Source organism: Pseudomonas sp. TMW22091 (assembly GCF_022496705.1).
Classification (GTDB): domain Bacteria; phylum Pseudomonadota; class Gammaproteobacteria; order Pseudomonadales; family Pseudomonadaceae; genus Aquipseudomonas; species Aquipseudomonas saxonica.
Genome location: NZ_SCFI01000003.1, coordinates 72,176 through 95,435, shown reverse-complemented (window position 1 = coordinate 95,435; position 23,260 = coordinate 72,176). Strand labels below are relative to the sequence as shown.

Here is a 23,260-nt window from a genome sequence, read left to right as displayed (position 1 = left end):
CAGGACAATGGCACATGTTTTTTCGCCTACTCACCGGCGCCGTGACGCTGGTGATGTGCAGTACAACGTTTGGGCAGGTCCCGCTCGTCAGCCCGGCTATTTCGTATACCCGAGATATTCAACCGATCCTTACTGAAAAGTGCGTTGCCTGCCACGCGTGCAACGACGCTGCCTGCCAACTCAACCTCGGCAGTGCCGAAGGGGCTACACGGGGGGCCAGCAAAGTTCCGGTTTATAAAGGTGACAGGACCACCCCGGTGCCGCCGACGCGGATTTTTTATGATGCCAATGGCCCGACTGAGTGGCGTAACAAAGGCTTTTACTCAGTGCTCGATGCTCAGGGCGCACAAGCGGCTCTTATGGCTCGCATGCTGGAGTTGGGGCATAGCGCACCGTTAACGCCTAACGCCAAACTGCCTGAAGAAATCGTGCTGGGCCTCAACCGTGAGAACTCATGCCCGGCACCGGGTGAGTTCAATGCCTACGCACAAAGCCATTCCAAAGAAGGCATGCCGCTGGCAGTGACCGGGCTGACAGATCAGCAATACAGCACATTGCAGGGCTGGCTGGCTGCAGGGGCTCCTGTTGATCAAAACGCTATCAAGCCAACGGCGGGCGAAGCCGCACAGATTGCCGAGTGGGAAGAGCTATTCAATCGTCCGGGCTCAACCGAAGCGCTGGTCGCGCGCTGGTTATACGAGCACTTGTTTCTCGCGCATGTTTATTTGGACAACGGCGTACCGGGCCATTACTTCCAGTGGGTACGTTCGCGTACGCCCAGTGGCCAGCCTGTCGATCTGATCGCGACACGTCGTCCGAACGATGACCCGGGCACTACGTTTTACTATCGCCTGATGCCCGTTCAGGGCGTGATTGTGCACAAAACCCACATCACCTATCCGATGGGGGAGCGCAAACTGGAGCGTGTCAAAGAATTGTTTTACAGCGGTAATTGGCATGCCTCGCGTTTGCCTGGCTATGGCCCGCGCGGTCGCGCCAACCCGTTTGAAACCTTTGAAGCCATTCCAGCCGTGGCGCGATATCAGTTCATGCTCGATAACGCTGAATACTTCGTGCGGACCTTCATTCGCGGGCCGGTCTGCCGTGGGCAAATTGCTACGGACGTGATTCGTGACAACTTCTGGGCGGTGTTCCAGGAGCCCGCGCGTGATCGGTATGTGGTGGATGCCGCGTATCGAGGTGAAGCAACGCCTTTGTTGGCGATGCCCGGCCAGATCGACGACGTTGGCAGCATTATTACCCTGTGGCACAACTACCGCGACAAACGTAACGACTATGAAAAGTTACGTCAGGACGCGTATGCGAAAATGCCACCGCCCAGCTGGTCGACACTGTGGGCGGGTAACGATAATGCCTTGCTGACCATCTTCCGCCACTTCGACAGTGCCAGTGTCACCAAAGGTCTGGTGGGCGAGGTGCCGCAAACCCTGTGGCTGTTTGATTATCCCTTGCTGGAGCGCACCTATTATCAGTTGGCGGTCAACTTCGATGTGTTTGGCAACGTGTCCCACCAAGCGCAAACGCGTTTGTACTTTGACTTGATTCGCAACGGCGCCGAGGTCAACTTCCTGCGTTTGATGCCGGCGGACTCCCGGGCCGCGATCCTCGGCGACTGGTATCAAAACAGTGGCAAGCTGAAAATGTGGATGGACTACCAGAAAATCGACACGGACACCCCGACCGGGATGAAGCTCGATCCGGTAGACCCCAAGCGTGACTTTGCTCTTAAGCTGATTGAGCGCACCGGCACACTGAACGCTCGCCCCGATCCCATCAACCGTTGCACGGGTGCTTACTGCTCGCGGCCCAATATCGCTCGGGAGTTCCAGTACGCAGAACAGTCCTTGAGCCGATTGACTTCGCGTCCGGCTGCGGGGCTGGTGGTCATCAATCAACTGCCGGAAGCGACCATGCTGCGCATCGAAGGCAGCGATGGCAAGCGTGAGATGTACAGCATGCTGCGTAACCGCGCGCACACCAACGTGGCGTTTATGCTGGGCGAGGAGTACCGCTTGCAACCGGGGTTGGACACTCTGACCATCTATCCGGGTGTGCTGAGCAGCTACCCCAACTTTATGTTCAACATCCCCGCGGGTGAGGTTGAAGCCTTTGTTCAGGCGATGGAGAAGTCCCAGGATCAAGCGTCTTTCGATGCCATTGTCGAGCGTTGGGGCATTCGTCGCAGCAATCCCGAGTTTTGGCAGTACTTCCATGATATTGGCCAGTACATCAATGAAACCGACCCGGTAGAGGCGGGCGTGCTGGACATGAACCGCTACGAAAACCTGTAATTCATGACCCGTGGGGGCGGATTTCCTGACAAAAATACTAGGACTTTGTCAGGCGCCCCGATTGGCGTAAACTGCCCCCATGTCTGTGAGGAGATTCCATGAGCGCCATAACGATTACCGACGCCGCCCAAGATTACCTGGCTGATCTGCTGTCCAAGCAGAACTCCCACGATATTGGCATTCGCGTCTTTATCACCCAACCGGGTACTCAGTACGCTGAAACGTGTATTGCTTACTGCAAGAAAGAAGAAGTGAAGCCTGAAGATACGGTTCTGGGCCTGAAAAGCTTTACGGCCTATATCGATCAAGTCAGCGAGCCGTTTTTGAAAGATGCCGTGGTGGACTACGCCACTGATCGCATGGGCGGACAACTGACTATCAAGGCGCCGAATGCCAAAGTGACAATGGTCAATGATGACAGTCCGATCAACGACCGCATCAACTACTACCTGCAAACCGAGATCAATCCAGGGCTCGCCAGCCATGGTGGTCAAGTTAGCCTGATCGAAGTGGTTGAAGATGGCATTGCGGTGTTGAAGTTCGGTGGCGGTTGCCAGGGCTGCGGCCAGGCGGATGTGACGTTGCGCGAAGGTATCGAGCTTACGTTGCTGGAGCGTATTCCTCAGCTTAAAGGCGTGCGTGACGTGACAGACCATTCGCAGAAAGAAAACGCTTACTACTGAGTTGCCTCAGTAAAAAAGCGTTCGCTGCCAGTTGCATGGAAAAACGGTGCCCCGTGAGCACCGTTTTTTTATGGGCGCCGTTTAAGGTTGCCCTCATTCACGGGCGATACACGTGGGCATGTCCGGCACGATAGAGTGACGAATCCGAGAACGTATCATTACCCAGTACCCGGCCTACCAGAATCAGGGCTGTACGGGTAAAACCCTTGGCCTGAACTTTCAGTGTAATGTCCGACAGCGTGCCGGTTACCCAATCCTGATCCGGCCAACTGGCTCTATGGATGACAGCGATGGGGCAGTCGCTGCCATAATGCGGAGACAATTCGCGAACGATGCTTTCAAGGTTTTTGACACCCAGGTGAATGGCCATGGTCGCTCCATGTTGCGCCAGACTGCTCAGTTCTTCTCCGGGCGGCATCACGGTTTTTTCCGCATAGCGTGTCAAAATGACGCTTTGCGAAATGTCCGGTAATGTCAGTTCTGCCCCCAGCAGCGCAGCACAAGCTGCCGTAGCGGTGACTCCGGGAATGATCTCAAAGGCGATGCCCAGCGCTCGCAAGCAGCGAATTTGCTCGCCAATGGCGCCGTAGAGGCTCGGGTCCCCGGAGTGCACGCGGGCGACATCGTGACCTTCGTCATTGGCGGTTTTGATCAACGCAATGATTTGTTCTAGATGCAACTCGGCACTGTTGATGACGCGTTCGGCGTGATGCCCCTGTAGTACCGCTTCAGGAACAAGCGAGCCGGCATAAATAATCACCGGGCAGCTACGGATCAGGCGCTGGCCTTTGACGGTAATCAGCTCTGGATCGCCAGGCCCGGCACCGATGAAATAGACAGTCATGGGAGTCTCTTGAAAGGGTCGTGATAGAGCTGTTCGTGAACATTGCTCATAGTGAGGCGGGGGATTATCGCGGCTTTTGCTCTGATGAAGCTAACGCAAAGGTAGCGGCTGATGATTTTTGCAGGGTAATCAACAGGCTGGCTGGCCATGTGCCGAGCTGTTCCGAAAGGGCCAAAGACGCGCTTTCGGCTATGCCAAAACACCCCGTATGCTCAAACGCTATTGTGGAGTGGTGGCTGAGCCTTGACGTGTACGGCGCCAATTGCTCGGCGCTGAATACCTCAAGCCTGAGATTGAGGTGTGCAGCCACTTGCAGTAACCCCGGCTCATGCTGTTTGGTGTCGATGCTGGCCAAAGCGCTGATCTCGCTGAGGCTGATGCCGGCTTTGCCCAGTGAGTGTTCTATCAGCGCGCGTAAATGTTCAGCGCTGCATCCTTGTCGGCAGCCAAGGCCAATCACCAGAATTGGCCCTGGGGCTGCCTCCCTCACGCTGAATACTGGCCGTCAGGTTTGCGACGGAACAACCAGGCGCTGATCACCCCCAACGCCAGCCAGAAAACGAAGTTGGTCAGTTGTGCGGCTATTTTAAACTGGGACTCAAGTGCTTGCGGTGCCAGGCTTGAGTGAACCAAAGGCTGGGGTGCGCCAAAGATATGCGGCACCAGCAAAATGGCAACCCCAAGTACCTTGAGCGCCCAATGTTTGCCGAAGACCAGCAGGGCAATGCCCACCGCTGTGGATGCGGCCGTGGTGACCCACCAAAGCTGGCGTTGCAACAAGTCGGCGGCGGCAGTGCCCGGCAGTTCCGGCGGCAGTCCCATTGTTGGAGCCAGACAGAACACTGCATACCCCGCCAGCCCCCAGAGCAGGCCCTGAGAAGTGCGGGTGGGGGCACGCAAGGTATACAGGCCCGCCAGCATCAAGGCGAAACCGACTGCAACCACCAGATTTCCACCTGTGGTGGACAGCACGCGCTGCCAGCCATCTTCCGGCTCCCAGGCCTCGGCATCATGCTCGTGGGCGGGCATGTTCATGTCAGCGTGGTCATGGGTTTCGCTTGCTGCCGGTTTTTCAAAGGTTTCTGCTTGCAGAATCAGTGGGGCAACCCAAAAACTTTGCAGCAGTGTCAACAGCAGGGCTGCCAATAAGCCGGTGAAACCCGCGGTTTGAGCGATACGCTTAATCATGGCAGGCACTCTCAATGGCACGGAAATGCAGAGCTGTGACGGGTGTCATGGGCTGCGTTGTGAACCGCATCGATGTGTGAGAAACCAGCAAAATAAACGAGGAAGGCCCCCAGCACGGCGGCGCTGACAGCGGCAACGATGCGTTGGCTTTGCGTGGTAGGAGTAGCAATGGCATGGGTGCTGCTGGTGCGAGTGGACATGGCGCTTGCCTCGGGGCTGGCAGCGGGCATGAGAGCGCAAGAAAACCCCGCGAACGAGGCTCGCAGGGTTCAACAGCGCCCGCCCACCGCGGGTTTGTTATTCAAAAAGAACCAGGCCGGTCTCCGGGCTTGCGAGGGGCTCAAAGGGCTTGAGCCTGTAAACATCTCCTTCCCACGCACGAGGCGCAGTGGCTTTGATGTTTCTCTCGCTTACCGTTGCGGGGGCAGCGCCGGACTTGTCAGCCAATAAATGCCTGACGCACCGGTTTCCCGTTTCACCCTGTGAAGGGCACCTGATACAAGGTGCTTAGGAAAGCACAGCTCTGCGGGGCAGGTCAAATCAAGTCAGGGCAAACCTCAGGATCAAGAATACTTTTAACCTTGTCGCGTAACTGATCAATGGAAAAGGGTTTGCCGATCAAATACACACCATCGGAAAGCTCCAGTGTTTCGGCCAGGCCGCTGGCAACCAGAACAGGCAAGTTTGGACGCAAGTGCCGGGCTTTGCCTGCCAGTTCCTGACCGTTGAAACCGGGCAGGCTAAAATCGGTCATCAGCAGGTCTATGCGCTCGTCCAGATTCTCAAGAGAAACCAGAGCCACTTCAGCGCAATCAGCATCAATTACGTTGAACTCCAGCTCTTCAAGCACGTCTACGATCAGCATTCTGACAATGCTGTCGTCTTCAACCACAAGGATCGTGGAGGTTGTTGCGGGCATAGTCATGATCTCTTCAAGAATTTGAACGTTGGGCTCATTCAGTACCGCTTGAGTCTCAACAATGTGGGCAAGAATAGCCTTGTGAAGGTTTAAATTGAATTATTTTGTACGAAATTTCTCTCTTGTCTGTAAGAAGATGGAACTGCTCGCCGCTTATCCTGCAAACTCTCGTTTTTGCCTCCAGTACGGACTCGACACATGAAATCCCCCGCATCCATTGATGAGCGAAGCTTTCGCAAGCTTTTAAGTCGAAACGTAGGCTTGCCCTTGGCCGTTGGCGTGCTCAGTGCCGTGCTATTTGTGGTGATGATCAGCTATCTGTTGTCGGTGATCCGCTGGGTCGAACACAGTGATCGTGTCATTAGCAACGCCAATGAAGCCGCCAGGCTCACGGTTGACCTGGAAACAGGGATGCGTGGCTACCTCATCACCGGAGACGAGCACTTTCTTGACCCTTATGTCGTTGCCAAGCCGCAAATAGTTGCGCAATTACAAAGCTTGCAAGAACTGGTCAGTGATAATCCGCAGCAAGTCGATCGACTCAAGCGCCTTGAAGCTTTGCAGAGAGAATGGGCGCTGTACGCACAGTCAATGGTTGATTTGAGTCGTCAGAACGGTGATTACAAAGCCGCGGTGCAGTCCGGCAGAGGCAAACGTCTGACGGATGAGATACGTAAGGAATACGAAGAGTTCATTCAAACAGAGCAGCAATTGCGGGTGGCCCGCAGTGATCAAGTCAGCCAGACGACCGTCATCAGCATCAGCCTTTACCTGATATTTATCCTCGGCCTAAGCGGGTTTCTGGCCTATGTAGGACGTCGTGATTTAGTAAACCTTTCAAATAGTTACAACGAAAACTTCGAGTCGTATATCAAGACGGCGGAACGGTTGGAGCGTCAGGCATGGCTGCGTAACGGCCAGACCGAGCTGGCTGAACAGGTATTGGGGCGTCTGACCCTGAATATGCTGGGACGCAATATTCTTCAATTCTGCGCCCAGTATCTGGGCAGCGTGGTGGGCGCAGTGTATGTGCGCGAAGATCATGGCGGCCTCAAGCGCGTGGCTTCTTATGGGTTTTCCCGTGAGCAAGAGGCTAAGGATCAACTGGTTCACAATGATGAAGGGTTGGTCGGCCAAGCCGCTCAGCAGGACCAGCTGATTCGTCTGGACAATGTGCCTCAAGACTATTTCTTTAAGGTCAGCTCCGGGTTGGGCGAAGGCGCGCCGCGCAGTGTGCTGGTGGTGCCAACCAGCGATGATGATCGGGTCAATGGTGTGATTGAGTTGGGTTTTCTCAGGGCCTTGACTGAGCGTGATATTGAATTGTTTGAATTGATCGCCGACAACATTGGTACATCGATTGAGGCTGCTCGTTATCGTCAACGTCTGCAAGAGGTACTGGCTGAGACTCAGCAGCTAAATGAAGAGCTGCAAGTGCAACAGGAAGAACTCAAGACCGCCAACGAAGAGCTTGAGGAGCAATCGCAGATCCTTAAGGAGTCGCAGACTAACCTTGAGACCCAGCAGGCGGAACTGGAGCAGACCAACGAAGCTCTGTCCGGTCAGCGCGATGCGATGAACCGCAAGAATATCGAGCTTAATGAGGCTCAGGTTCAGTTGGAAGAGCGCGCTCAGGAGCTGCAACGGTCCAGCAAATACAAGTCCGAATTCCTTGCCAATATGTCCCATGAGCTGCGCACGCCCCTCAATAGCTCATTGATTTTGGCAAAACTGCTGTCTGAAAACCCTCACGGAAATCTTTCAAGTGAGCAGGTCAAGTTCGCCGAGTCGATCTATTCGGCGGGCAATGACTTGCTTAACCTGATCAATGACATTCTGGATATTTCAAAAGTCGAGGCGGGCAAGCTTGAAGTCTTGCCCGAAAACGCCAGCGTAGCGAGGGTGGTAGAAGGCTTGCGCGGGATGTTTGAGCCATTGGCCGCGGACAAGGGGCTGACACTCAAGGTTGAAGTGCAACCCGGCACGCCGCCCATGCTCTACACCGATAGCCAGCGTTTGGAGCAAATCCTGAAGAACTTGCTGTCCAACGCGATCAAGTTCACCGAAAAAGGTCAAGTCAGCCTCACCGTTGCGCGGGTGCCCGGCGAAGGGGTTGCCTTCACAGTGAAGGATTCCGGTATTGGTATAGCCCAGGATCAGCAAGAAAGTATCTTTGAGGCGTTCCGTCAGGCTGACGGCACCACCAATCGCCGCTATGGCGGTACCGGCTTGGGGTTGTCGATTTCACGTGACCTGGCGACTTTACTCGGCGGCTCCATCAGTATCAGCAGCACGCCGGGGCAGGGCAGTGAGTTTACGTTGACCATGCCCGAGCAATTTGTCGAGCCTGCCGAGGCGACGACGCCCAAGGTCGCGCCATCGCCCCGGCCCGTACCGGCCAGCACTGTGTTGGTGCCTGTCGAGGTTGCGCCTGTACACATCCCACGTTTTGCCGATGACCGTGAAAAAGCACCGTTCAGCACTCGCTGTATTTTGGTGGTTGAAGACGAGCCGAACTTTGCCCGCATCCTCTTCGATCTTGCGCATGAGCTGGGGTATAACTGCCTGGTGGCCCACGGCGCGGACGAAGGCTTCGGGCTGGCTGCTGAGTTCATTCCCGACGCTATTTTGCTGGACATGCGCTTGCCTGATCATTCCGGGTTGACAGTGCTGCAACGCCTTAAAGCGTCAGCGCCGACCCGGCACATTCCGGTACACGTGATTTCCGTTGAGGACCGTGTAGAAGCGGCGATGCACATGGGCGCAGTGGGTTATGCGGTGAAACCGACGACCCGTGAAGAACTGAAAAATGTGTTTGCACGACTTGAAGCCAAATTGACCCAGAAGGTCAAGCGAGTGTTATTGGTTGAAGACGATGATCTACAACGCGACAGCATCGCCCGCCTGATCGGCGATGATGATATTGAAATCACCGCAGTTGGCTTCGCACAGGAAGCTTTGGATCTACTGCGCAGCAATATTTACGACTGCATGATCATCGACCTCAAACTGCCGGACATGCTCGGTGGTGATTTGCTCAAGCGCATGTCGACTGAAGATATTTGTTCTTTCCCGCCGGTCATCGTCTATACCGGACGTAACCTGACCCGCGATGAAGAAGCCGAACTGCGCAAATACTCGCGCTCCATCATCATCAAAGGCGCGCGTTCACCTGAGCGTTTGCTCGATGAGGTGACATTATTTCTGCACAAAGTGGAATCCCAGTTGTCTCATGAGCGCCAAACGATGCTCCAGACTGCTCGCAGCCGCGACAAGGTGTTTGAAGGGCGCAAGATTTTGCTGGTGGATGACGATGTACGAAACATCTTTGCCCTGACCAGTGCGCTTGAGCATAAAGGTGCCATCGTGGTGATTGGCCGTAATGGCCGTGAAGCCATTGAGCGCCTGAACGAAGTGGAAGACATCGACCTGGTGCTGATGGACGTCATGATGCCGGAGATGGATGGCTATGAAGCCACTATTGAAATTCGCAAAGACCCGCGTTGGCGCAAGCTGCCGATCATTGCCGTAACAGCCAAAGCGATGAAGGACGATCAGGAGCGTTGTCTGCAGGCAGGCACCAATGATTATCTGGCTAAACCGATTGATCTGGATCGCCTGTTCTCTCTGATCCGGGTCTGGCTACCGAAAATGGAACGACTCTAAGTGCATCGAAACACCGACATTGAATTGAGGTTGCTGATCGAAGCGATCTACCTCAAATACAGCTATGACTTTCGTGACTACTCCGGTGCTTCGGTGAAGCGCCGTGTCCATCACGCAATGCGTCAGTTCGACTGCAACACCATTTCGGCCTTGCAGGAGCGCGTGCTGCATGACCCGACTGTGTTTATGCAGTTGTTGCAGTATTTGACGATTCCGGTCAGTGAGATGTTTCGCGATCCTGAGCACTTCCTGGCGATCCGCCAGGAGGTGGTGCCTATTCTCAAGACCTACCCCTCGCTGAAAATCTGGATCGCCGGTTGCAGCACCGGCGAAGAGGTCTACTCAATGGCCATCTTGCTGCGGGAAGAAGGGCTGCTGGACCGCACCATTATTTATGCCACCGATATCAATCCGCGTTCGCTGGAAAAAGCCAAGCAAGGCATTTTCTCGATGGAAAGCATCCGCGGCTACACCAGCAATTACCAAAAGGCGGGAGGTCAACGCTCGTTTGCCGATTACTACACGGCGGCTTATGACTACGCCATCTTTGACAAGAGCTTGTGTGAGAACGTCACGTTCGCCGACCACAGCCTGGCGACCGACAGTGTATTTTCAGAAACTAATTTAATTTCGTGCCGTAACGTGTTGATTTACTTCAACAAAAATCTTCAAAACCGAGCGTTTGGTTTGTTCCATGAGTCACTTTGTCATCGCGGTTTTCTGATGCTGGGTAGCAAGGAAACTCTCGATTTTTCGGATTACAGCAAAGCGTTTGCGCCGGTGCTCAAGCAAGAACGGATCTACCGAAAGCTATGACCACCGAACTCAGGGCTGTAGACGCTGTGGTCATTGGCGCCTCCTCAGGTGGCGTCGAGGCATTGCTGACGCTTTTTGCCAACGTTCAACCAGGCTTTCGGTTGCCGGTTATTGTGGTTTTGCATATTCCTGATGAGCGTCGCAGCCAGCTGGCCGCTGTGTTCAACAATCGTTTGTTATTACCGGTCAAGGAAGTCGACGACAAAGAGCCTATTGCCCCGGGGACCTTGTACTTTGCGGCCCCCGGTTATCATGTCTCGATAGAGCACGATCGCAGTTTTTCATTGAGCCGCGAGGAGCGGGTGCACTATTCCCGCCCCTCCATTGACTACCTTTTTGAGTCGGCAGCCGATGTGTATCAATCGCGTCTGGCTGCAATATTACTGACGGGGGCTAACCAGGATGGTGCCCAAGGGTTGCTAACGGTCAAACAGCAAGGCGGTTTGACCATTGTGCAAGACCCGACCGAAGCCCTTGTGGCCACCATGCCGCATGCAGCGCTTGAACGCTGCCAACCGGACTACATCCTTCCTTTGCACGGCATTGCCCGTTTGCTCGTCGAGCTGGAACGAATCTAATGCTACTAAGTGAAATTCAAGCCAAGTTGCTGATCGTTGACGATCTGCCTGAGAACTTGCTGGCGCTGGAAGCGTTGATCACACGCGAGGATCGCACGGTTTACAAAGCCCTGTCCGCGGACGAGGCGCTGTCGCTGTTATTGCAACATGAGTTTGCGATGGCCATTCTTGATGTTCAGATGCCGGGTATGAACGGCTTTGAACTGGCCGAGTTAATGCGCGGTACTGAAAAAACCAAAAATATCCCGATCGTGTTTGTCAGTGCCGCCGGGCGCGAGATGAACTATGCCTTCAAGGGCTACGAAAGTGGTGCCGTGGACTTTTTACACAAGCCACTGGATATCCATGCGGTCAAAAGTAAGGTCAATGTGTTTGTCGAGTTGTATCGACAAAGCAAGGCCATGAAACATCAGGTTGAAGCGCTGGAACAGAGCCGCCGCGAGCAAGAAACCTTGCTGGCACAACTGAAAGTCACCCAGTGTGAGCTTGAGCATGCGGTGCGTATGCGCGACGATTTCATGTCGATTGTTTCTCATGAAGTTCGTACGCCACTCAATGGACTGATTCTTGAAACCCAACTGCGCAAAATGCATCTGGCCCGCGAAAATGCCGCTGCCTTTACCATGGACAAAATGCACGCCATGGTCGATCGCGACGAACGCCAGATTCAGAGCCTTATCCGCCTGATAGAAGACATGCTGGATGTGTCGCGCATACGCACCGGCAAGTTATCGATTCGCCCCTCGACGTTTGACTTGTCGCAAACTGTGGCCAATCTGCTCGAAAGCTTCGCAGCGCAAATCAGCGCAGCACAATCGCGAGTCGACTTTACCGTTCGCCAGTCAGTGATAGGTCAGTGGGATGAATTCCGAATAGAGCAGGTAGTGTCCAACTTGCTGACCAACGCATTGCGCTACGGTGCCCGCAAACCGGTGCAGGTTTCTGTTTATGTTGAAGGGGCGAGTGCCATCATCGACGTGAGAGACCAGGGTATTGGCATCAGTGAAGAAAACCAGAAACGAATTTTCCATCAATTCGAGCGGGTTGCCGGGAGTGACGTTGTGAGCGGGCTGGGGTTGGGGCTGTTTATTTCTGAGCAGATCATCGCCGCTCACAACGGTTCTATCAGCGTACACAGTACGTTGGGCGAGGGCGCTTTGTTCAGGGTCAGCCTACCGTTGGTGCAAAAGTCATGAATTGGCCGCAACCTCTTGCTCGGCGTGAGGTCGTAATGGCAGCGATAGTACGGATTAGGGTTTCCCATGAGTGAAGATGCGCAAGATGTTGTTTTGATTGTTGAGGATGATCCCTCGATCCTGATGGTGTTAAGCGATTATCTGTCGGGTGTAGGCTATCGAGTGTTGCAAGCGGAAAACGGGCAGCGGGCCTTTGAAATTTTGGCGAGCAAGCCGCATCTGGATTTGATGGTCACTGATTTCCGACTGCCGGGTGGCATTTCAGGGGTTGATATTGCAGAGCCCGCAGTTAAATTACGGCCGGATCTGAAAGTGATCTTCATCAGTGGTTATCCGGCGGAAATTCGTGAAACGGGCAGCCCGATTACCCGCAAGGCACCGATTTTGGCCAAGCCCTTTGACCTCGATACCTTGCAAGAACAGATACAGGAACTGTTGAAGTGAGGTGTGTCCCCCTTGCTCGCTAAGCGTGCCGGGACGTGCCGGAAATGGGGCGAACTTACCGACAGCAGGCATGATGGTTTTTAATGGCAGCGCTGATGACCTTTCGCTTTTCGCCTACGCGTCTGGCTTAGTTTAATGGCTGCACTTAAAACCCATAAAAAATACATGCCATGACCCTAAACGTTAGTAACTTTCGTCAAGAAGTCTCTAAGTTCAAACTGTCAAAAAATGCCTTCAATGAATTGTTGGCGGCCCAGAATAAACTGGCCCCTGATTCTTTGACACACCGGATTGATGTCGCGCCGGCTCTCCTTGACTCCCAGTGCTCAGGCGCCCTGCTTGAGGAACTGGGCACTGTCAGAAACATGATTGATCATGAACGTCATGTACTGCTCATCGACGGTTTCAAGGTCGATACGCTCGCCCGCTTTAAATCACTGATTTGGACATTCGGATCTCTGTTGGGTGTACCGATGGTGCAAAACCATTTGGGGCATCACATGATCGAGGTCTATGACCGGGGAGGCAAAAGCATTGAGGAGGGCGCCAGATACCATCAGACCAAACAAGGTGCCTACGTACATAACGATGGCGTGAGCGACCCTGTCCCTATTGATTACCTGATACTTGCCTGCGGGCAAAAAGCGCTGCTGGGCGGTGAAAGTATTCTGATAGATGCCAGCGCGGTGTATGTCGAGTTAACGGCATTTCCAGAGATACTCGAAGTGCTTAAAGGGGATTTCCTTTTCGAGAATCGAGGGATGGCTGAGGAAGAACAGTTATTCAGGGCTCCAATCCTGAGTTTTTCCGATGAGGGTATTCCTCAAATCAGATACTTCCGGGTTTACATTGAATCGGCTCACCTCAAGGCTGGCCAACCGTTAACCGCTCTTCAAGTGCAGGCGCTGGACTTTCTTGACACCGTCCTGGATCAGTCCAGCGTGCAGCATCGAATTTTGTTGGAGCCCGGCCAAGTACTGGTTTCGGCGGATAACAAGTTCTTGCATACACGTACGCAATTTATTGAGCAACATGCTCCCCGTGCAGAAATCAGTGACAGCGACTGCCTGGCCAGCCTTAACCGCTACATGTTGCGGATGTGGTTACGCAAACCCTCGTAGTTCCATGAAAGCGGCCGTCTTTCATACTCTCTCATCAAAAAAAGCAGAGCCCATGGATAACTCCGATATCGCAATCACGCTCGTCTTGATTTCAGCGTTTATGCACGCCACCTGGAATGCGGTGGTTAGAGCGGGAAGCAGTCGCTTCATGACGTTAGCCATGGTCGATGCAACGGCTTTGGTGATCTGCCTGGCGGCATTGCCACTGGTTAATGTGCCAAGTCTGCACGTTGCAGGGTATGTGTTGGTTTCAGTCGTGCTCAACACGGTGTATCGACTGTTTTTGATCAAGGCCTATGAGACAGGGGACTTCGGTCAGGTCTACCCGATTATGCGCGGAGTACCGCCGGTGCTGGTGGCGCTCTTTTCCTATTTCCTGCTGCATGAGCATTTATCCTTTCAGGCAATGGCAGGTGTTTTATTGATTTGCGCGGGCATTATCAGCCTGACGTTTGTGCGCAAGATGACCGCTCATTTGCTAAAGCCCATCATGATGGCTATTTGTGCGGGGGTCTTTATTGCTGCCTATACGGTGGTGGACGCCAAAGGGGTCAGGGCCAGCGATACGGTGTTGCAGTACATCATCTACCTGACAGTCTTTCAGAGTATTCCGATTCCGCTGCTGGCATTTTGCAAAGAGCGCTCGGCGCTTGCTCATGCGGTTCGTCGTCACTGGCGCGTCGGCGTGTTGGGAGGGGTGTTTTACCTGACGTCTTATGGTCTGGTGCTGTTTGCACTCTCTCTGGATGCCGTGGCCAAGGTGTCAGCGCTGCGAGAAACCAGTGTTATCATCGGCGCAATCATTGCTGCCTTGTTTTTTCATGAGCGGTTTGGCTGGAGGCGACTGCTCTCGGCGTTTGTGATTGTGTGCGGGATTATCTTGATCAAGGTGAGTAACTAATGCCCCAACGTCCGCCGCCAACCCCCATGCTTCAGGCATTCGTTTGCGCGGCCCAAACCGGTAGTTTTGCTCGTGCCGCCACTGAATTGAATCTGACCGCGAGTGCGATCAGCCATCAAATATCAGGCCTTGAAGAGTGGTGGGATGTGCAATTGTTTGAGCGGCACTCGCGTGGCGTCAAGTTGACAGCCGCTGGCGAGGCGTTGCTGCCCGTTATTCATTCATTTTTTACGAACCTTGACGAAGTTTTGCATTCACTCAATGGCGGCAACTCGTCTCCATTGCATCTCTACTGTACGTCGTCATTGTGCTCCGCCTGGCTGATCCCCAGGATGCATGCCTCTCAGAGTGACGCTTGTTTGAACCTGGATCTGGTTTTAACAAATGCCGATTTAAGTGCCACCAACCTAGACGCCACTCAATACGATGTCGCCATTGTAATGGGGTACGGTCACTACCCCGGCCAACACGTAGAGCGATTGATGCGCGACGCGGTATTCCCCGTATGCTCGCCGGAGTTTCGTCGCCGTAACGGTGACATCTCCTTGATGGATATCGCTCGGTACCCTTTGATACATCGGGTCGATGACCCGTTGTGCCCCGGGTGGGAAAGCTGGTTCGCTTTTCAGGATTTACCGGCGCCAACTTATCACCAGGGCCCTCGATTTCCTGACTCCAGCCTGGCAGTCAAGGGTGGGGGAATAGCATTGGGCCGAACCGCGCTGGTCTATGACCTATTAGAGGAGGGGAGTCTGGTTGCTTTAAGCGGGGCTGCAATGATATCGCCAGCGACTTACTACATTATCTGCAAGGAAGGGCGTCAAACAGAGCCTGATATAGCCAGACTGATGGACTGGATAAAAGCGCAAGCCGCCGACTTTGTTCAAGCGGTTACTTTGCAGTACCCGGCACTCTGCGGCCCTGCTACAGGAAGTTGAGTCCAGTGGAGCAATAAGGGCCGCTGAGTATTTATTTTGGGGCCTTCACTCGCTAACAGCCTGCTTGATCTGTTTGGAAGCCGACCAGATGCGATAGCGCACTTCTATGTCCTTGGGCACATACACCACAATCGGCAACTTGCTGTTGTAACGCAGCATAAAACCTTCACCCATCACCGGAACAAACTCAGGATGGGCTTTGCCTTGCGGGCAAGCCATCATCGTACTCGCCGGGCCCGTCACCTTATTCAGGCGATACATCGGATAACCCCAGCCTTTGAGGGTTTTTTCTTCCAGCTTGCCGCCCAGTCGTTGCTGATTACAGTCCACTTGCAAGGTTTTACCGGCAATGATTTGAACTTTGTAATCGTCTTCATTCTTCTGCTTGGGCAGATAGATGACCTGGCGGCTGAACCCGGTTTCGGCTTTGGGGTAGGGGGCCACGTCTTCCAGTTTGGCCGCGTGGGCTACGCTGCACAGCGCACTCAGTAAAAGTGCTGCGCTGATGACGAATGGTTTCATGCGGTTTCCTTATTCCAAAACATAAAAAGGTGTCGACTTAAAAGATGCGCACTGAACGCGGGTGTATTCTCGTCGTCGTGGCGCAATCAGACAACGACAAGTCTATTTAAGTGCAAAATCGGCCCGTTGTCGGGATAGATTGCTTCTCGCCAATGTCGAAGTGCCAGTAAACTGTTTTTTTTCCTCCGAATCATTATTTCCCGAGGTTTTTGCATGACACTCAGTCCTCTTGCGGGCAAACCGGCTCCAGCTCAACTGCTGGTCGATATACCGCGACTGGTGACCGCTTATTACACCGGTCAACCCGACGCTGCCATTGCCACACAGCGTGTTGCTTTCGGCACGTCGGGGCACCGCGGCAGCTCGTTTGAGCTGAGCTTTAATGAGTGGCATGTGCTGGCTATCAGTCAGGCTATTTGCCTGTACCGCCAGATGAAAGGCATTAACGGTCCGCTGTTCGTCGGCATTGACACCCACGCGCTGTCGACCCCGGCGGGTGCCAGCGCACTGGAAGTTTTTGCGGCCAATGGCGTCGAAACCATGATTGCGGCGAACGATGAATACACGCCGACACCCGCCATCTCCCACGCGATCATTTGCTACAACCGTGGCCGCACTTCGGGCCTGGCCGACGGCGTTGTGATTACTCCGTCCCACAACCCGCCAGAAAGTGGTGGTTTCAAATACAACCCGCCAAACGGTGGCCCGGCTGATACCGATGTAACCAAGTGGATCGAAGCCAAAGCCAATGAATTGCTGGCTGCCCGGCTCTCGGGCGTCAAGCGCATCAGTTATGAGCACGCCTTGAAAGCGGGCACCACGCACCGTCACGACTACCTTAATACCTATGTTGGCGATCTGAAAAACGTCATCGATATGGACACCCTGCGCGGTGCCAATTTGCGTTTGGGCGTTGATCCGCTGGGTGGTGCGGGTGTGCGTTATTGGTCAGCCATCGGCGAGCACTATGGGTTGAACCTTGAAGTCGTCAACACCTCGGTAGACCCAACGTTCCGTTTTATGTGCGTTGACTGGGATGGGCGCATCCGCATGGACCCGTCTTCCAGCTATGCGATGCAAGGCTTGATCGGGCTTAAAGAGCGCTTTGACGTGGCATTCGCCTGTGACCCAGACCATGATCGTCATGGCATTGTCACGCCATCCGGTGGCTTGCTGGCACCCAACAGTTACCTGGCGGTGTCGATCGACTATCTGTTCAATAACCGCCCGCAGTGGCGTGCAGATGCAGCCGTCGGCAAAACCGTGGTCAGCAGTGGCTTGATCGATCGGGTGAGTGCGCGCCTCGGACGTCGATTGTATGAAGTGCCGGTGGGCTTTAAATGGTTCGCAGATGGTTTGTTCGAAGGTTCACTGGGGTTTGGTGGAGAAGAGAGCGCGGGAGCTTCGTTCTTGCGTCTGGACGGCAGCGTCTGGTCGACCGACAAGGATGGCTTGATCCCCTCACTTCTGGCCGCAGAAATGACCGCCCGTACGGGTCTTGACCCTTCTCAGCTGTATCAAAAAATGACTGAAGATCTGGGCCGGCCGTTCTCGACCCGTGTCGATGCCCAAGCCACCCCGCAGCAAAAAGCCCTGTTGAGCAAGTTGTCGCCTGAGCAGGTCAAGTCGACTCATCTTGCGGGCGAAACCATTACCCAAATCCTCAGCCATGCGCCCGGTAATAATCAGGCCATTGGCGGTTTGAAGGTGATGACTGAAAACGGCTGGTTCGCTGCACGACCGTCAGGCACTGAAGACATTTACAAGATCTACGCCGAAAGCTTTATCGGCGATGAGCACCTCGCCCGTCTGGTCGAGGAAGCTCAAGTGCTGGTGGATGCGGCCATCTCGTAACGCTGTGACTCAGCCTGTGCCTGGCAACAGGGCAGGCTGAGGTCGTCTGGCCGGGTCGGTGACTACCGGTAAGTGCATGCAATCAAAAACGGCCATGTTTGCATTAAGCGCACTTTCAGTGCTCGCAATCGATTTGCGCGCACTCGCTTTAGTGCAGCTGACGGATCGTCCAACAGATGCTGGCTTGATGGCCGTCAGTTCAGGCAAGTACCTGATAGTTCTACCAGCTATACATATTTGGTAAACGAGCAGATTCTTGTGTTTCGGTCGCTATTACCTTGAACAAGGCACATAAACGCCGAACGCAACTATCGCTAATCCCTATCTGTACGACCCGTCGAAAGGATCTTTCTACTTATTCAACATCAGGGACAAACTTGAGGACAACAACATGGCTTTGTTCAGTGATGTACAACTTGCCTGCTCGCGCTTGGCTCCGCACGGCTGGCACTCACTTCTGCTCCAACATGGCTTGGACATCACTGCGCCAAACTTGCAGCAGGAACTGAGCAAACCATTGTCTGTTGACCGAGCCCTCAAGGGCTTTGAAGACTATTCTCCCGCAGGGGGGCGTGGCATCGAAGCCGGCAGGCCTGCAGAAAGTTTGTTGTATCACGCGTTTGCTTCGCCGAATGTGTTGAGCGCCGCCGATGGAACCCAACTGACGGCTTTCCCTACAGCGCTTGAAATTGAGCAGTTACTGAATTTCGTTTACGGGTTCAACCCACCCAGCATGGAGATGTTGAGTGCATACGCGGGCTCAGCGCCATTGGCCATAGTCGTGTTTGCTTATGAGTATCGGCCACGCCCGGAAACCGTACATAAAGCTAAGGCAGACCTGTGTTTCTCCCGTACCGGCGTGGCCCGAATAGGTACCGCACCCGCCTTGTATGATGCCGCACGGCGTGGCTTCCTGCCCTTTGTAGAGGCCGATACGCAGCAGATGCGGGTCATTCCGGCCCGTTATGGCGCGTACATTGCCATGCAAAAAAACGGTGATAGTGAAAGCTTCGGTCCTATGAGTTTTCAATCACCCTCTGACGCAAATTTGAGTTTTTGGGTGCCGATACACAAATTATTCAATGGCAAGGAATGCCTGCAGGGCCTGGACTTGACAGTGCATCTGGAAAACTACCAGATCAATGAGAAGATCCGGCAAGTGCATATGATGTACAGCGCAACGGGATGGCAAGAACCAGACATCCTGAATTATCCATTTGTCATTACCGAAGGCCTGTGTCATTGGGCTGACCCCACTGACATGGGTACTGGGCTTTTGGTTCCGGATGCAAAGGAGCGGTTGGTTGAGTTGGCCCACTATCAGGGGCAACCCTTGTCATTTACGATGCCAGCGGGCACGGGTGGGCTCTTGCATGGTCGCCATCGGGTCCTTGACGACGGCACGATCGAAGATCTGAATAACGTCGAAGGTGTTGATGCGATCGTCAGGCAGGGCGGCTATCGCACGCTGCACTATCAGGATGCAATGGCAGACGGCTGGGTCCGGGCACGTTGTCCAGAATTAGAGTCCCACGGCCTGGACGAGGACAGCGTCGCAGCCTATTCGATCATCGGCGCTCCCGACTTCTTCCCGCTGTGTGGGCAGCGCGAGCTGAAGGCGTGGTCAAATGATCCGAATGTATTCCCTTGTCCTGCGCCGCCGTGCCCCGAGGTTTGGCACGCCCGTGTCAATCCATTGTCGGACGTTCGTTACTCGATCAACCCGGCTTTGGAGGGCAATTACTTTGCCGAGGAAGATCGCGGTGTCACGGCCATTGTCTCCTTGCCGCTTGGTGAATCAGCGTCTGCCCAAGCTTTGACAGCACCTGAAGTAGCCTTGGCGCAACGCCAGTCTTGCTTGCCCGACTTCGCCAGTGGCGTGTTCGGACCGGGCTGGGAGATTGGTCGAGGTTTGATCGATAAACCTTTCAAGGAAGAACTTAATGGTTACATGCTAGCCAGTCCGTTTACAGAAGATGCGCGGATTTGCGCCGCGTTGGGTTCCTATTGGCCTGGCGTGGCACCTGATTCAACCCGTACATATGAACCGCGTACCGTCGCCTCTTCGGTCATTCCCATGACAGACGCCGAAATCGGTTTAAGTGATGCGCCCTCATGGGACGGCCTGAAAGGTCCTGTTTTGGTTGAACTGGAAGGGCGTCAGGTCGTTCAGTACCAAGCCTACGAGTACAGTGATTACACGTCGGCAGCATTAAAAGGACAGCTTTCACTGGCTGTTACGGGGCACATTAATACTGAGCAGTATCACCAGCGAGTCCTGGCCATGCATCGCGCCTATAAAGCGGTTGGAGCAACCGAAAAGGCAGAGAAAAGGCTGTGGTCGGTACTGTCCTTCTCGATCGTGCAACAGCCTGACGAGCAACTGGACGCTGCCGAGCAAGAGGCAGGGCATAGTCTGGAGGGGGAGGTAATGTACTTGTTCCTTTACAAACACGGTGCAATCAGCACGCCAGCGGATGATTTCAAGCGTCGTCATGTGGAGATTGATACGCGAGTGCAAATGTATGTCAGCCAGAGCGCCCTGATAGCCAAAGAAGACGACACACCGTGGCACTTACGCGATGAATCAATATGATGTGATTGTGGTCGGTGCAGGGCCTGCCGGCTGTGCGACAGCGATCGCGTGCGCACAGCATGGTATGCACGTGGCACTGCTGGAGCGCGATTCATTCCCGCGCCATCGGCCCGGCGAAACCTTACACCCGGCCATTGAGCCGCTGCTCGGCCAACTGGGCATACTGCGCGAGCTGACCGAACTCTCTGGTCTACGGCATCATGGGCACTGGGTGCATTGGGAGGGAGTGCCGCGTTTTGTCGAGTTCGGTGGTGATGCGGCTGGCCCTTGGCGAGGCTTCCAGATTGAGCGAGCAGCCTTCGATGTTCGACTCATGAACAGAGCGCGTGCTTTAGGGGTGCGGATTATCCAGCCCTGTGCAAGCCCAACGATCATTCATGATGACAACAGGGTCGCAGGGGTCGCCTTAGGGCAAGACCGGCTTCTGGCAGCCTGTGTAGTCGATGCTTCGGGAGGGCACGGATGGCTCCGGCGGCAATTGCCGATCCAGTGGCAGGCATTTTCACCGCGACTGATTGCTCGCTATGGCTATTACCAAGACGAGCTCGAGCGGATTTATGACACTCCACGGCTTATCGCGGTCAGTAATGGTTGGCAATGGATCGCTCGCCTCGACACTCATCACCTACACTGGACAACCCTGAGTTTTGACTCAAACAGCATGCCGCTAGCCGGTTCGCCCGATGCGCTCAAGTCCTTGACACCGGTTGGCCCGGTACGCGGCGCAGACGTCTCCTGGCGCCTATCCGAGGCACCCATGGGGCCCGGCTACATACTGGTCGGTGATGCAGCGGCCATATTGGATCCTGCTTCGTCGCACGGCGTGCTTAAAGCGCTGATGTCCGGCATGCAAGCGGCCCAGGCCATTGCTGACTGCCGCGCCTGGCCAAGTGGCGAGCACGTAGTTCACCAGCATTTCAAAACCTGGTTGCACAATCAGTTCAACGCTGACATCAATGCTCTGCGTCAGTTTTACCGCGTGCATCCTTACCCGCCGATGTGGGTCTGATCAATTGTCGTTGTAGTTACCTGCCATCATCCTCGTCGACTTGCAGTCTATAGGGGACTGCGATTGTTCATCTGCCTCCCCGATTCAAGACGCATCAGGAAAGACTCTGGAATCAATAGAAGAGGGTGGCGCACTTTCAATGCGCCACCTGTGTCGCGGTATCAGATATCCAGCACGATTTTGCCGAAGTGCTGGTTGGTTTCCTGATATTTGAACGCTTCAACAATGTCGGTCAGCGGGAAGTGACGGTCAATGATCGGACGCATACCGTTGGCATTAATGGCTCGAATCATGTCTTGTTGCTGGGTGCGGCTACCGACCAGCACGCCTTGCAGGCGCACCTGCTTGACCAGCGCCGGAACAAAGTCCATTGATCCGGATACGCCACTCAAAATGCCGATCACCGAAATATGCCCGGCAACCCGTACGGCAATCATCGACTGTTCAAGGGTCGAGGGGCCGCCCACTTCGATGACATGATCAACACCGCGGCCACCGGTGAGTGCGCGTGCGGTCGCGCCCCACTGGGTGTCTTTGCGATAGTTGATGACGTGATCAGCGCCCAGCGCTTTCAGGCGCTCAAGTTTTGCATCGCTGGAAGAGGTCGCAATAACAGTGGCGCCCGCCATTTTGGCGAATTGCAGGGCGAATATCGAAACCCCGCCCGTGCCCTGGATCAACACGGTGTCGCCCGGCTTGAGGGAATCATCGGCCATCAACGCACGCCAGGCAGTCAAACCCGCCGTGGTCAGGGTTGACGCTTCGGCGTGGCTGTAACCCACAGGTGCCAGGGTGAAGGCGGTGGCTTTGGCGGTGACTTGCTCGCGGGCATATCCGTCGATGCCGTCGCCAGGCACGGTCACGAAGCCTTCAACCAGCGGTGTGCCGTCGATCCACTCGGGGAAGAAGGTGCTCACGACTGAATCGCCAACCTTGAATTCAGTGACGTCGCTGCCTACCGCAATGACTTCACCCGCACCATCCGCCATGGGGATCCGCTGTTCGGTTGGCCCCCACATGCCGCTGACTACAGCGAAATCATGGTAGTTCAGGGAGTTGGCGTGTAAGCGTACGGTGATTTCACTACTGGCAGGGGCGCGCACTTCGCTGCTGCCCACGACAACATTGTCATAACCGCCACCAGGTTTAACGAAGATAGTTTTAGTGCTCACAAGATGTCCTCTGGTTTTCACAACGCATAATGTTCATTTCGTTAAATAACGAAATGATAGGGTAAAAATTACAACTCGATTTTCAGCCTAGCCGCAAAGTCATCAATCGCCTGCTCATTGCGTCGGTAGTACGTCCATTTGCCAATGCGGGTGCTCAGTACAAAACCGGCCCGTTGCAAGATGGCCAAATGCGCAGAAGCGGTGGACGGCGACAGGCCGGCCTTGTGCTGCAAATGGGTGACACACACACCGATAGCAGGATCACCGTGATCCTGAGGCGGGAAATTACTGAGTGGGTCTTTGAGCCACTCCATCATTTGCATGCGAGTGTCATTGCCCAAAGCTTTGAGCTGTTCGAGTATCATGGGCAGTGATGCTACGCTTTTTTACGAAATGTTCAACGGCCCTGTCGTGCCCCGTGACAACGGGCCGCAGGCAGGGCGGATATTTTGCATTTACAGGTTCAATCCTGTATTTGTTGCGCCATCAAGCCTTCAACCT

At 54.5% G+C, this 23,260-nt stretch carries 21 protein-coding genes and 1 riboswitch; of the genes, 13 read left to right on the top strand and 8 right to left on the bottom strand.

Features of this window, described 5'->3' with window-relative positions; all coding sequences use genetic code 11:
• Positions 1–14: 14 nt before the first annotated feature.
• Both EQV93_RS06995 and nfuA read left to right on the top strand, forming a co-directional pair.
• Complete coding sequence (locus EQV93_RS06995) at positions 15–2,312, top strand: fatty acid cis/trans isomerase (protein ID WP_122782692.1); 2,298 nt, start codon at positions 15–17, stop codon at positions 2,310–2,312.
• 98 nt (positions 2,313–2,410) lie between these two features.
• Positions 2,411–2,995, top strand: coding sequence for a Fe-S biogenesis protein NfuA (nfuA, locus tag EQV93_RS06990; protein WP_240891224.1), 585 nt, complete (start codon positions 2,411–2,413; stop codon positions 2,993–2,995).
• Positions 2,996–3,092: 97 nt separating this feature from the next.
• Here the strand turns inward: nfuA and cobM are convergent, their stop codons facing one another.
• From cobM to EQV93_RS06965, 5 genes are all read right to left on the bottom strand, one after another.
• Positions 3,093–3,839 carry a precorrin-4 C(11)-methyltransferase gene (cobM, locus tag EQV93_RS06985; RefSeq protein ID WP_240891223.1) on the bottom strand — a complete coding sequence of 249 codons (747 nt, stop codon included), beginning with the start codon at positions 3,837–3,839 and terminating at the stop codon, positions 3,093–3,095.
• Positions 3,840–3,903: 64 nt separating this feature from the next.
• A complete protein-coding gene (locus EQV93_RS06980) occupies positions 3,904–4,329 on the bottom strand; it encodes a cobalamin biosynthesis protein (RefSeq protein WP_240891222.1) in 426 nt (141 codons plus the stop codon).
• The gene (locus tag EQV93_RS06975) at positions 4,326–5,027 is read right to left on the bottom strand and encodes a CbtA family protein (RefSeq protein ID WP_240891221.1); all 702 of its coding nucleotides are present in this window, start codon (positions 5,025–5,027) and stop codon (positions 4,326–4,328) included. The genes EQV93_RS06980 and EQV93_RS06975 overlap by 4 nt, the downstream gene beginning before the upstream one ends.
• A gap of 11 nt (positions 5,028–5,038) precedes the next feature.
• Positions 5,039–5,227 carry a CbtB domain-containing protein gene (locus EQV93_RS06970; protein WP_122782760.1) on the bottom strand — a complete coding sequence of 63 codons (189 nt, stop codon included), beginning with the start codon at positions 5,225–5,227 and terminating at the stop codon, positions 5,039–5,041.
• Positions 5,228–5,324: 97 nt separating this feature from the next.
• A riboswitch (cobalamin riboswitch) is annotated at positions 5,325–5,539 on the bottom strand.
• A gap of 23 nt (positions 5,540–5,562) precedes the next feature.
• Positions 5,563–5,946: a response regulator gene (locus EQV93_RS06965; RefSeq protein WP_240891405.1), complete on the bottom strand. Its 384-nt coding sequence runs from the start codon at positions 5,944–5,946 to the stop codon at positions 5,563–5,565.
• Positions 5,947–6,144: 198 nt separating this feature from the next.
• Here EQV93_RS06965 and EQV93_RS06960 point away from each other — a divergent pair, with 198 nt between their 5' ends.
• From EQV93_RS06960 to EQV93_RS06925, 8 genes are all read left to right on the top strand, one after another.
• Positions 6,145–9,612, top strand: coding sequence for a response regulator (locus tag EQV93_RS06960; protein WP_240891220.1), 3,468 nt, complete (start codon positions 6,145–6,147; stop codon positions 9,610–9,612).
• On the top strand, positions 9,613–10,428 hold the full coding sequence (locus EQV93_RS06955) for a CheR family methyltransferase (RefSeq protein WP_122782699.1): 816 nt from the start codon (positions 9,613–9,615) through the stop codon (positions 10,426–10,428).
• On the top strand, positions 10,425–11,006 hold the full coding sequence (locus EQV93_RS06950; RefSeq protein WP_240891219.1) for a chemotaxis protein CheB: 582 nt from the start codon (positions 10,425–10,427) through the stop codon (positions 11,004–11,006). Before EQV93_RS06955 ends, EQV93_RS06950 begins: the two co-directional genes overlap by 4 nt.
• Positions 11,006–12,202 carry a hybrid sensor histidine kinase/response regulator gene (locus EQV93_RS06945; RefSeq protein WP_146386189.1) on the top strand — a complete coding sequence of 399 codons (1,197 nt, stop codon included), beginning with the start codon at positions 11,006–11,008 and terminating at the stop codon, positions 12,200–12,202. The genes EQV93_RS06950 and EQV93_RS06945 overlap by 1 nt, the downstream gene beginning before the upstream one ends.
• A gap of 66 nt (positions 12,203–12,268) precedes the next feature.
• Positions 12,269–12,646 (top strand): response regulator, encoded by a 378-nt coding sequence (locus EQV93_RS06940; RefSeq protein WP_240891218.1) that lies wholly within the window; start codon positions 12,269–12,271, stop codon positions 12,644–12,646.
• Positions 12,647–12,816: 170 nt separating this feature from the next.
• Positions 12,817–13,767: a TauD/TfdA family dioxygenase gene (locus EQV93_RS06935; protein WP_272492556.1), complete on the top strand. Its 951-nt coding sequence runs from the start codon at positions 12,817–12,819 to the stop codon at positions 13,765–13,767.
• A 52-nt stretch (positions 13,768–13,819) separates the two neighbouring features.
• Entirely contained in the window at positions 13,820–14,668 is an 849-nt protein-coding gene (locus EQV93_RS06930; protein WP_146386185.1) for an EamA family transporter, read from the top strand.
• A complete protein-coding gene (locus EQV93_RS06925) occupies positions 14,668–15,606 on the top strand; it encodes a LysR family transcriptional regulator (protein ID WP_240891215.1) in 939 nt (312 codons plus the stop codon). Before EQV93_RS06930 ends, EQV93_RS06925 begins: the two co-directional genes overlap by 1 nt.
• A 45-nt stretch (positions 15,607–15,651) precedes the next feature.
• On the opposite strand, the gene eco is transcribed toward EQV93_RS06925, so the two are convergent.
• Entirely contained in the window at positions 15,652–16,128 is a 477-nt protein-coding gene (gene eco / locus EQV93_RS06920; protein ID WP_240891214.1) for a serine protease inhibitor ecotin, read from the bottom strand.
• Positions 16,129–16,341: 213 nt separating this feature from the next.
• Between eco and pgm the strand changes: the two genes are divergently transcribed.
• The 3 genes from pgm (at position 16,342) to EQV93_RS06905 (ending at position 21,587) form a co-directional block, all read left to right on the top strand.
• Positions 16,342–17,982: a phosphoglucomutase (alpha-D-glucose-1,6-bisphosphate-dependent) gene (pgm, locus tag EQV93_RS06915; RefSeq protein ID WP_240891213.1), complete on the top strand. Its 1,641-nt coding sequence runs from the start codon at positions 16,342–16,344 to the stop codon at positions 17,980–17,982.
• A 391-nt stretch (positions 17,983–18,373) separates the two neighbouring features.
• Positions 18,374–20,578 carry a hypothetical protein gene (locus EQV93_RS06910; RefSeq protein WP_240891212.1) on the top strand — a complete coding sequence of 735 codons (2,205 nt, stop codon included), beginning with the start codon at positions 18,374–18,376 and terminating at the stop codon, positions 20,576–20,578.
• Positions 20,565–21,587, top strand: coding sequence for an NAD(P)/FAD-dependent oxidoreductase (locus EQV93_RS06905; protein WP_240891210.1), 1,023 nt, complete (start codon positions 20,565–20,567; stop codon positions 21,585–21,587). The genes EQV93_RS06910 and EQV93_RS06905 overlap by 14 nt, the downstream gene beginning before the upstream one ends.
• 161 nt (positions 21,588–21,748) lie before the next feature.
• Here the strand turns inward: EQV93_RS06905 and EQV93_RS06900 are convergent, their stop codons facing one another.
• Together EQV93_RS06900 and EQV93_RS06895 are read right to left on the bottom strand one after the other, a co-directional pair.
• On the bottom strand, positions 21,749–22,759 hold the full coding sequence (locus EQV93_RS06900; RefSeq protein ID WP_240891208.1) for a zinc-dependent alcohol dehydrogenase family protein: 1,011 nt from the start codon (positions 22,757–22,759) through the stop codon (positions 21,749–21,751).
• 68 nt (positions 22,760–22,827) lie between these two features.
• The gene (locus tag EQV93_RS06895) at positions 22,828–23,124 is read right to left on the bottom strand and encodes an ArsR/SmtB family transcription factor (RefSeq protein ID WP_122782711.1); all 297 of its coding nucleotides are present in this window, start codon (positions 23,122–23,124) and stop codon (positions 22,828–22,830) included.
• Positions 23,125–23,260: the final 136 nt, after the last annotated feature.

What these genes read in the sequence shown, in the direction of transcription:
- EQV93_RS06995 (WP_122782692.1), top strand. Translation starts at nt 15, where the DNA reads ATGTTTTTTCGCCTACTCACCGGCGCCGTGACGCTGGTGATGTGCAGT.
- nfuA (WP_240891224.1), top strand. Translation starts at nt 2,411, where the DNA reads ATGAGCGCCATAACGATTACCGACGCCGCCCAAGATTACCTGGCTGAT.
- cobM (WP_240891223.1), bottom strand. Translation starts at nt 3,839, where the DNA reads ATGACTGTCTATTTCATCGGTGCCGGGCCTGGCGATCCAGAGCTGATT.
- EQV93_RS06975 (WP_240891221.1), bottom strand. Translation starts at nt 5,027, where the DNA reads ATGATTAAGCGTATCGCTCAAACCGCGGGTTTCACCGGCTTATTGGCA.
- EQV93_RS06970 (WP_122782760.1), bottom strand. Translation starts at nt 5,227, where the DNA reads ATGTCCACTCGCACCAGCAGCACCCATGCCATTGCTACTCCTACCACG.
- EQV93_RS06965 (WP_240891405.1), bottom strand. Translation starts at nt 5,946, where the DNA reads ATGCCCGCAACAACCTCCACGATCCTTGTGGTTGAAGACGACAGCATT.
- EQV93_RS06960 (WP_240891220.1), top strand. Translation starts at nt 6,145, where the DNA reads ATGAAATCCCCCGCATCCATTGATGAGCGAAGCTTTCGCAAGCTTTTA.
- EQV93_RS06950 (WP_240891219.1), top strand. Translation starts at nt 10,425, where the DNA reads ATGACCACCGAACTCAGGGCTGTAGACGCTGTGGTCATTGGCGCCTCC.
- EQV93_RS06945 (WP_146386189.1), top strand. Translation starts at nt 11,006, where the DNA reads ATGCTACTAAGTGAAATTCAAGCCAAGTTGCTGATCGTTGACGATCTG.
- EQV93_RS06940 (WP_240891218.1), top strand. Translation starts at nt 12,269, where the DNA reads ATGAGTGAAGATGCGCAAGATGTTGTTTTGATTGTTGAGGATGATCCC.
- EQV93_RS06935 (WP_272492556.1), top strand. Translation starts at nt 12,817, where the DNA reads ATGACCCTAAACGTTAGTAACTTTCGTCAAGAAGTCTCTAAGTTCAAA.
- EQV93_RS06930 (WP_146386185.1), top strand. Translation starts at nt 13,820, where the DNA reads ATGGATAACTCCGATATCGCAATCACGCTCGTCTTGATTTCAGCGTTT.
- EQV93_RS06925 (WP_240891215.1), top strand. Translation starts at nt 14,668, where the DNA reads ATGCCCCAACGTCCGCCGCCAACCCCCATGCTTCAGGCATTCGTTTGC.
- eco (WP_240891214.1), bottom strand. Translation starts at nt 16,128, where the DNA reads ATGAAACCATTCGTCATCAGCGCAGCACTTTTACTGAGTGCGCTGTGC.
- pgm (WP_240891213.1), top strand. Translation starts at nt 16,342, where the DNA reads ATGACACTCAGTCCTCTTGCGGGCAAACCGGCTCCAGCTCAACTGCTG.
- EQV93_RS06910 (WP_240891212.1), top strand. Translation starts at nt 18,374, where the DNA reads ATGGCTTTGTTCAGTGATGTACAACTTGCCTGCTCGCGCTTGGCTCCG.
- EQV93_RS06905 (WP_240891210.1), top strand. Translation starts at nt 20,565, where the DNA reads ATGAATCAATATGATGTGATTGTGGTCGGTGCAGGGCCTGCCGGCTGT.
- EQV93_RS06895 (WP_122782711.1), bottom strand. Translation starts at nt 23,124, where the DNA reads ATGATACTCGAACAGCTCAAAGCTTTGGGCAATGACACTCGCATGCAA.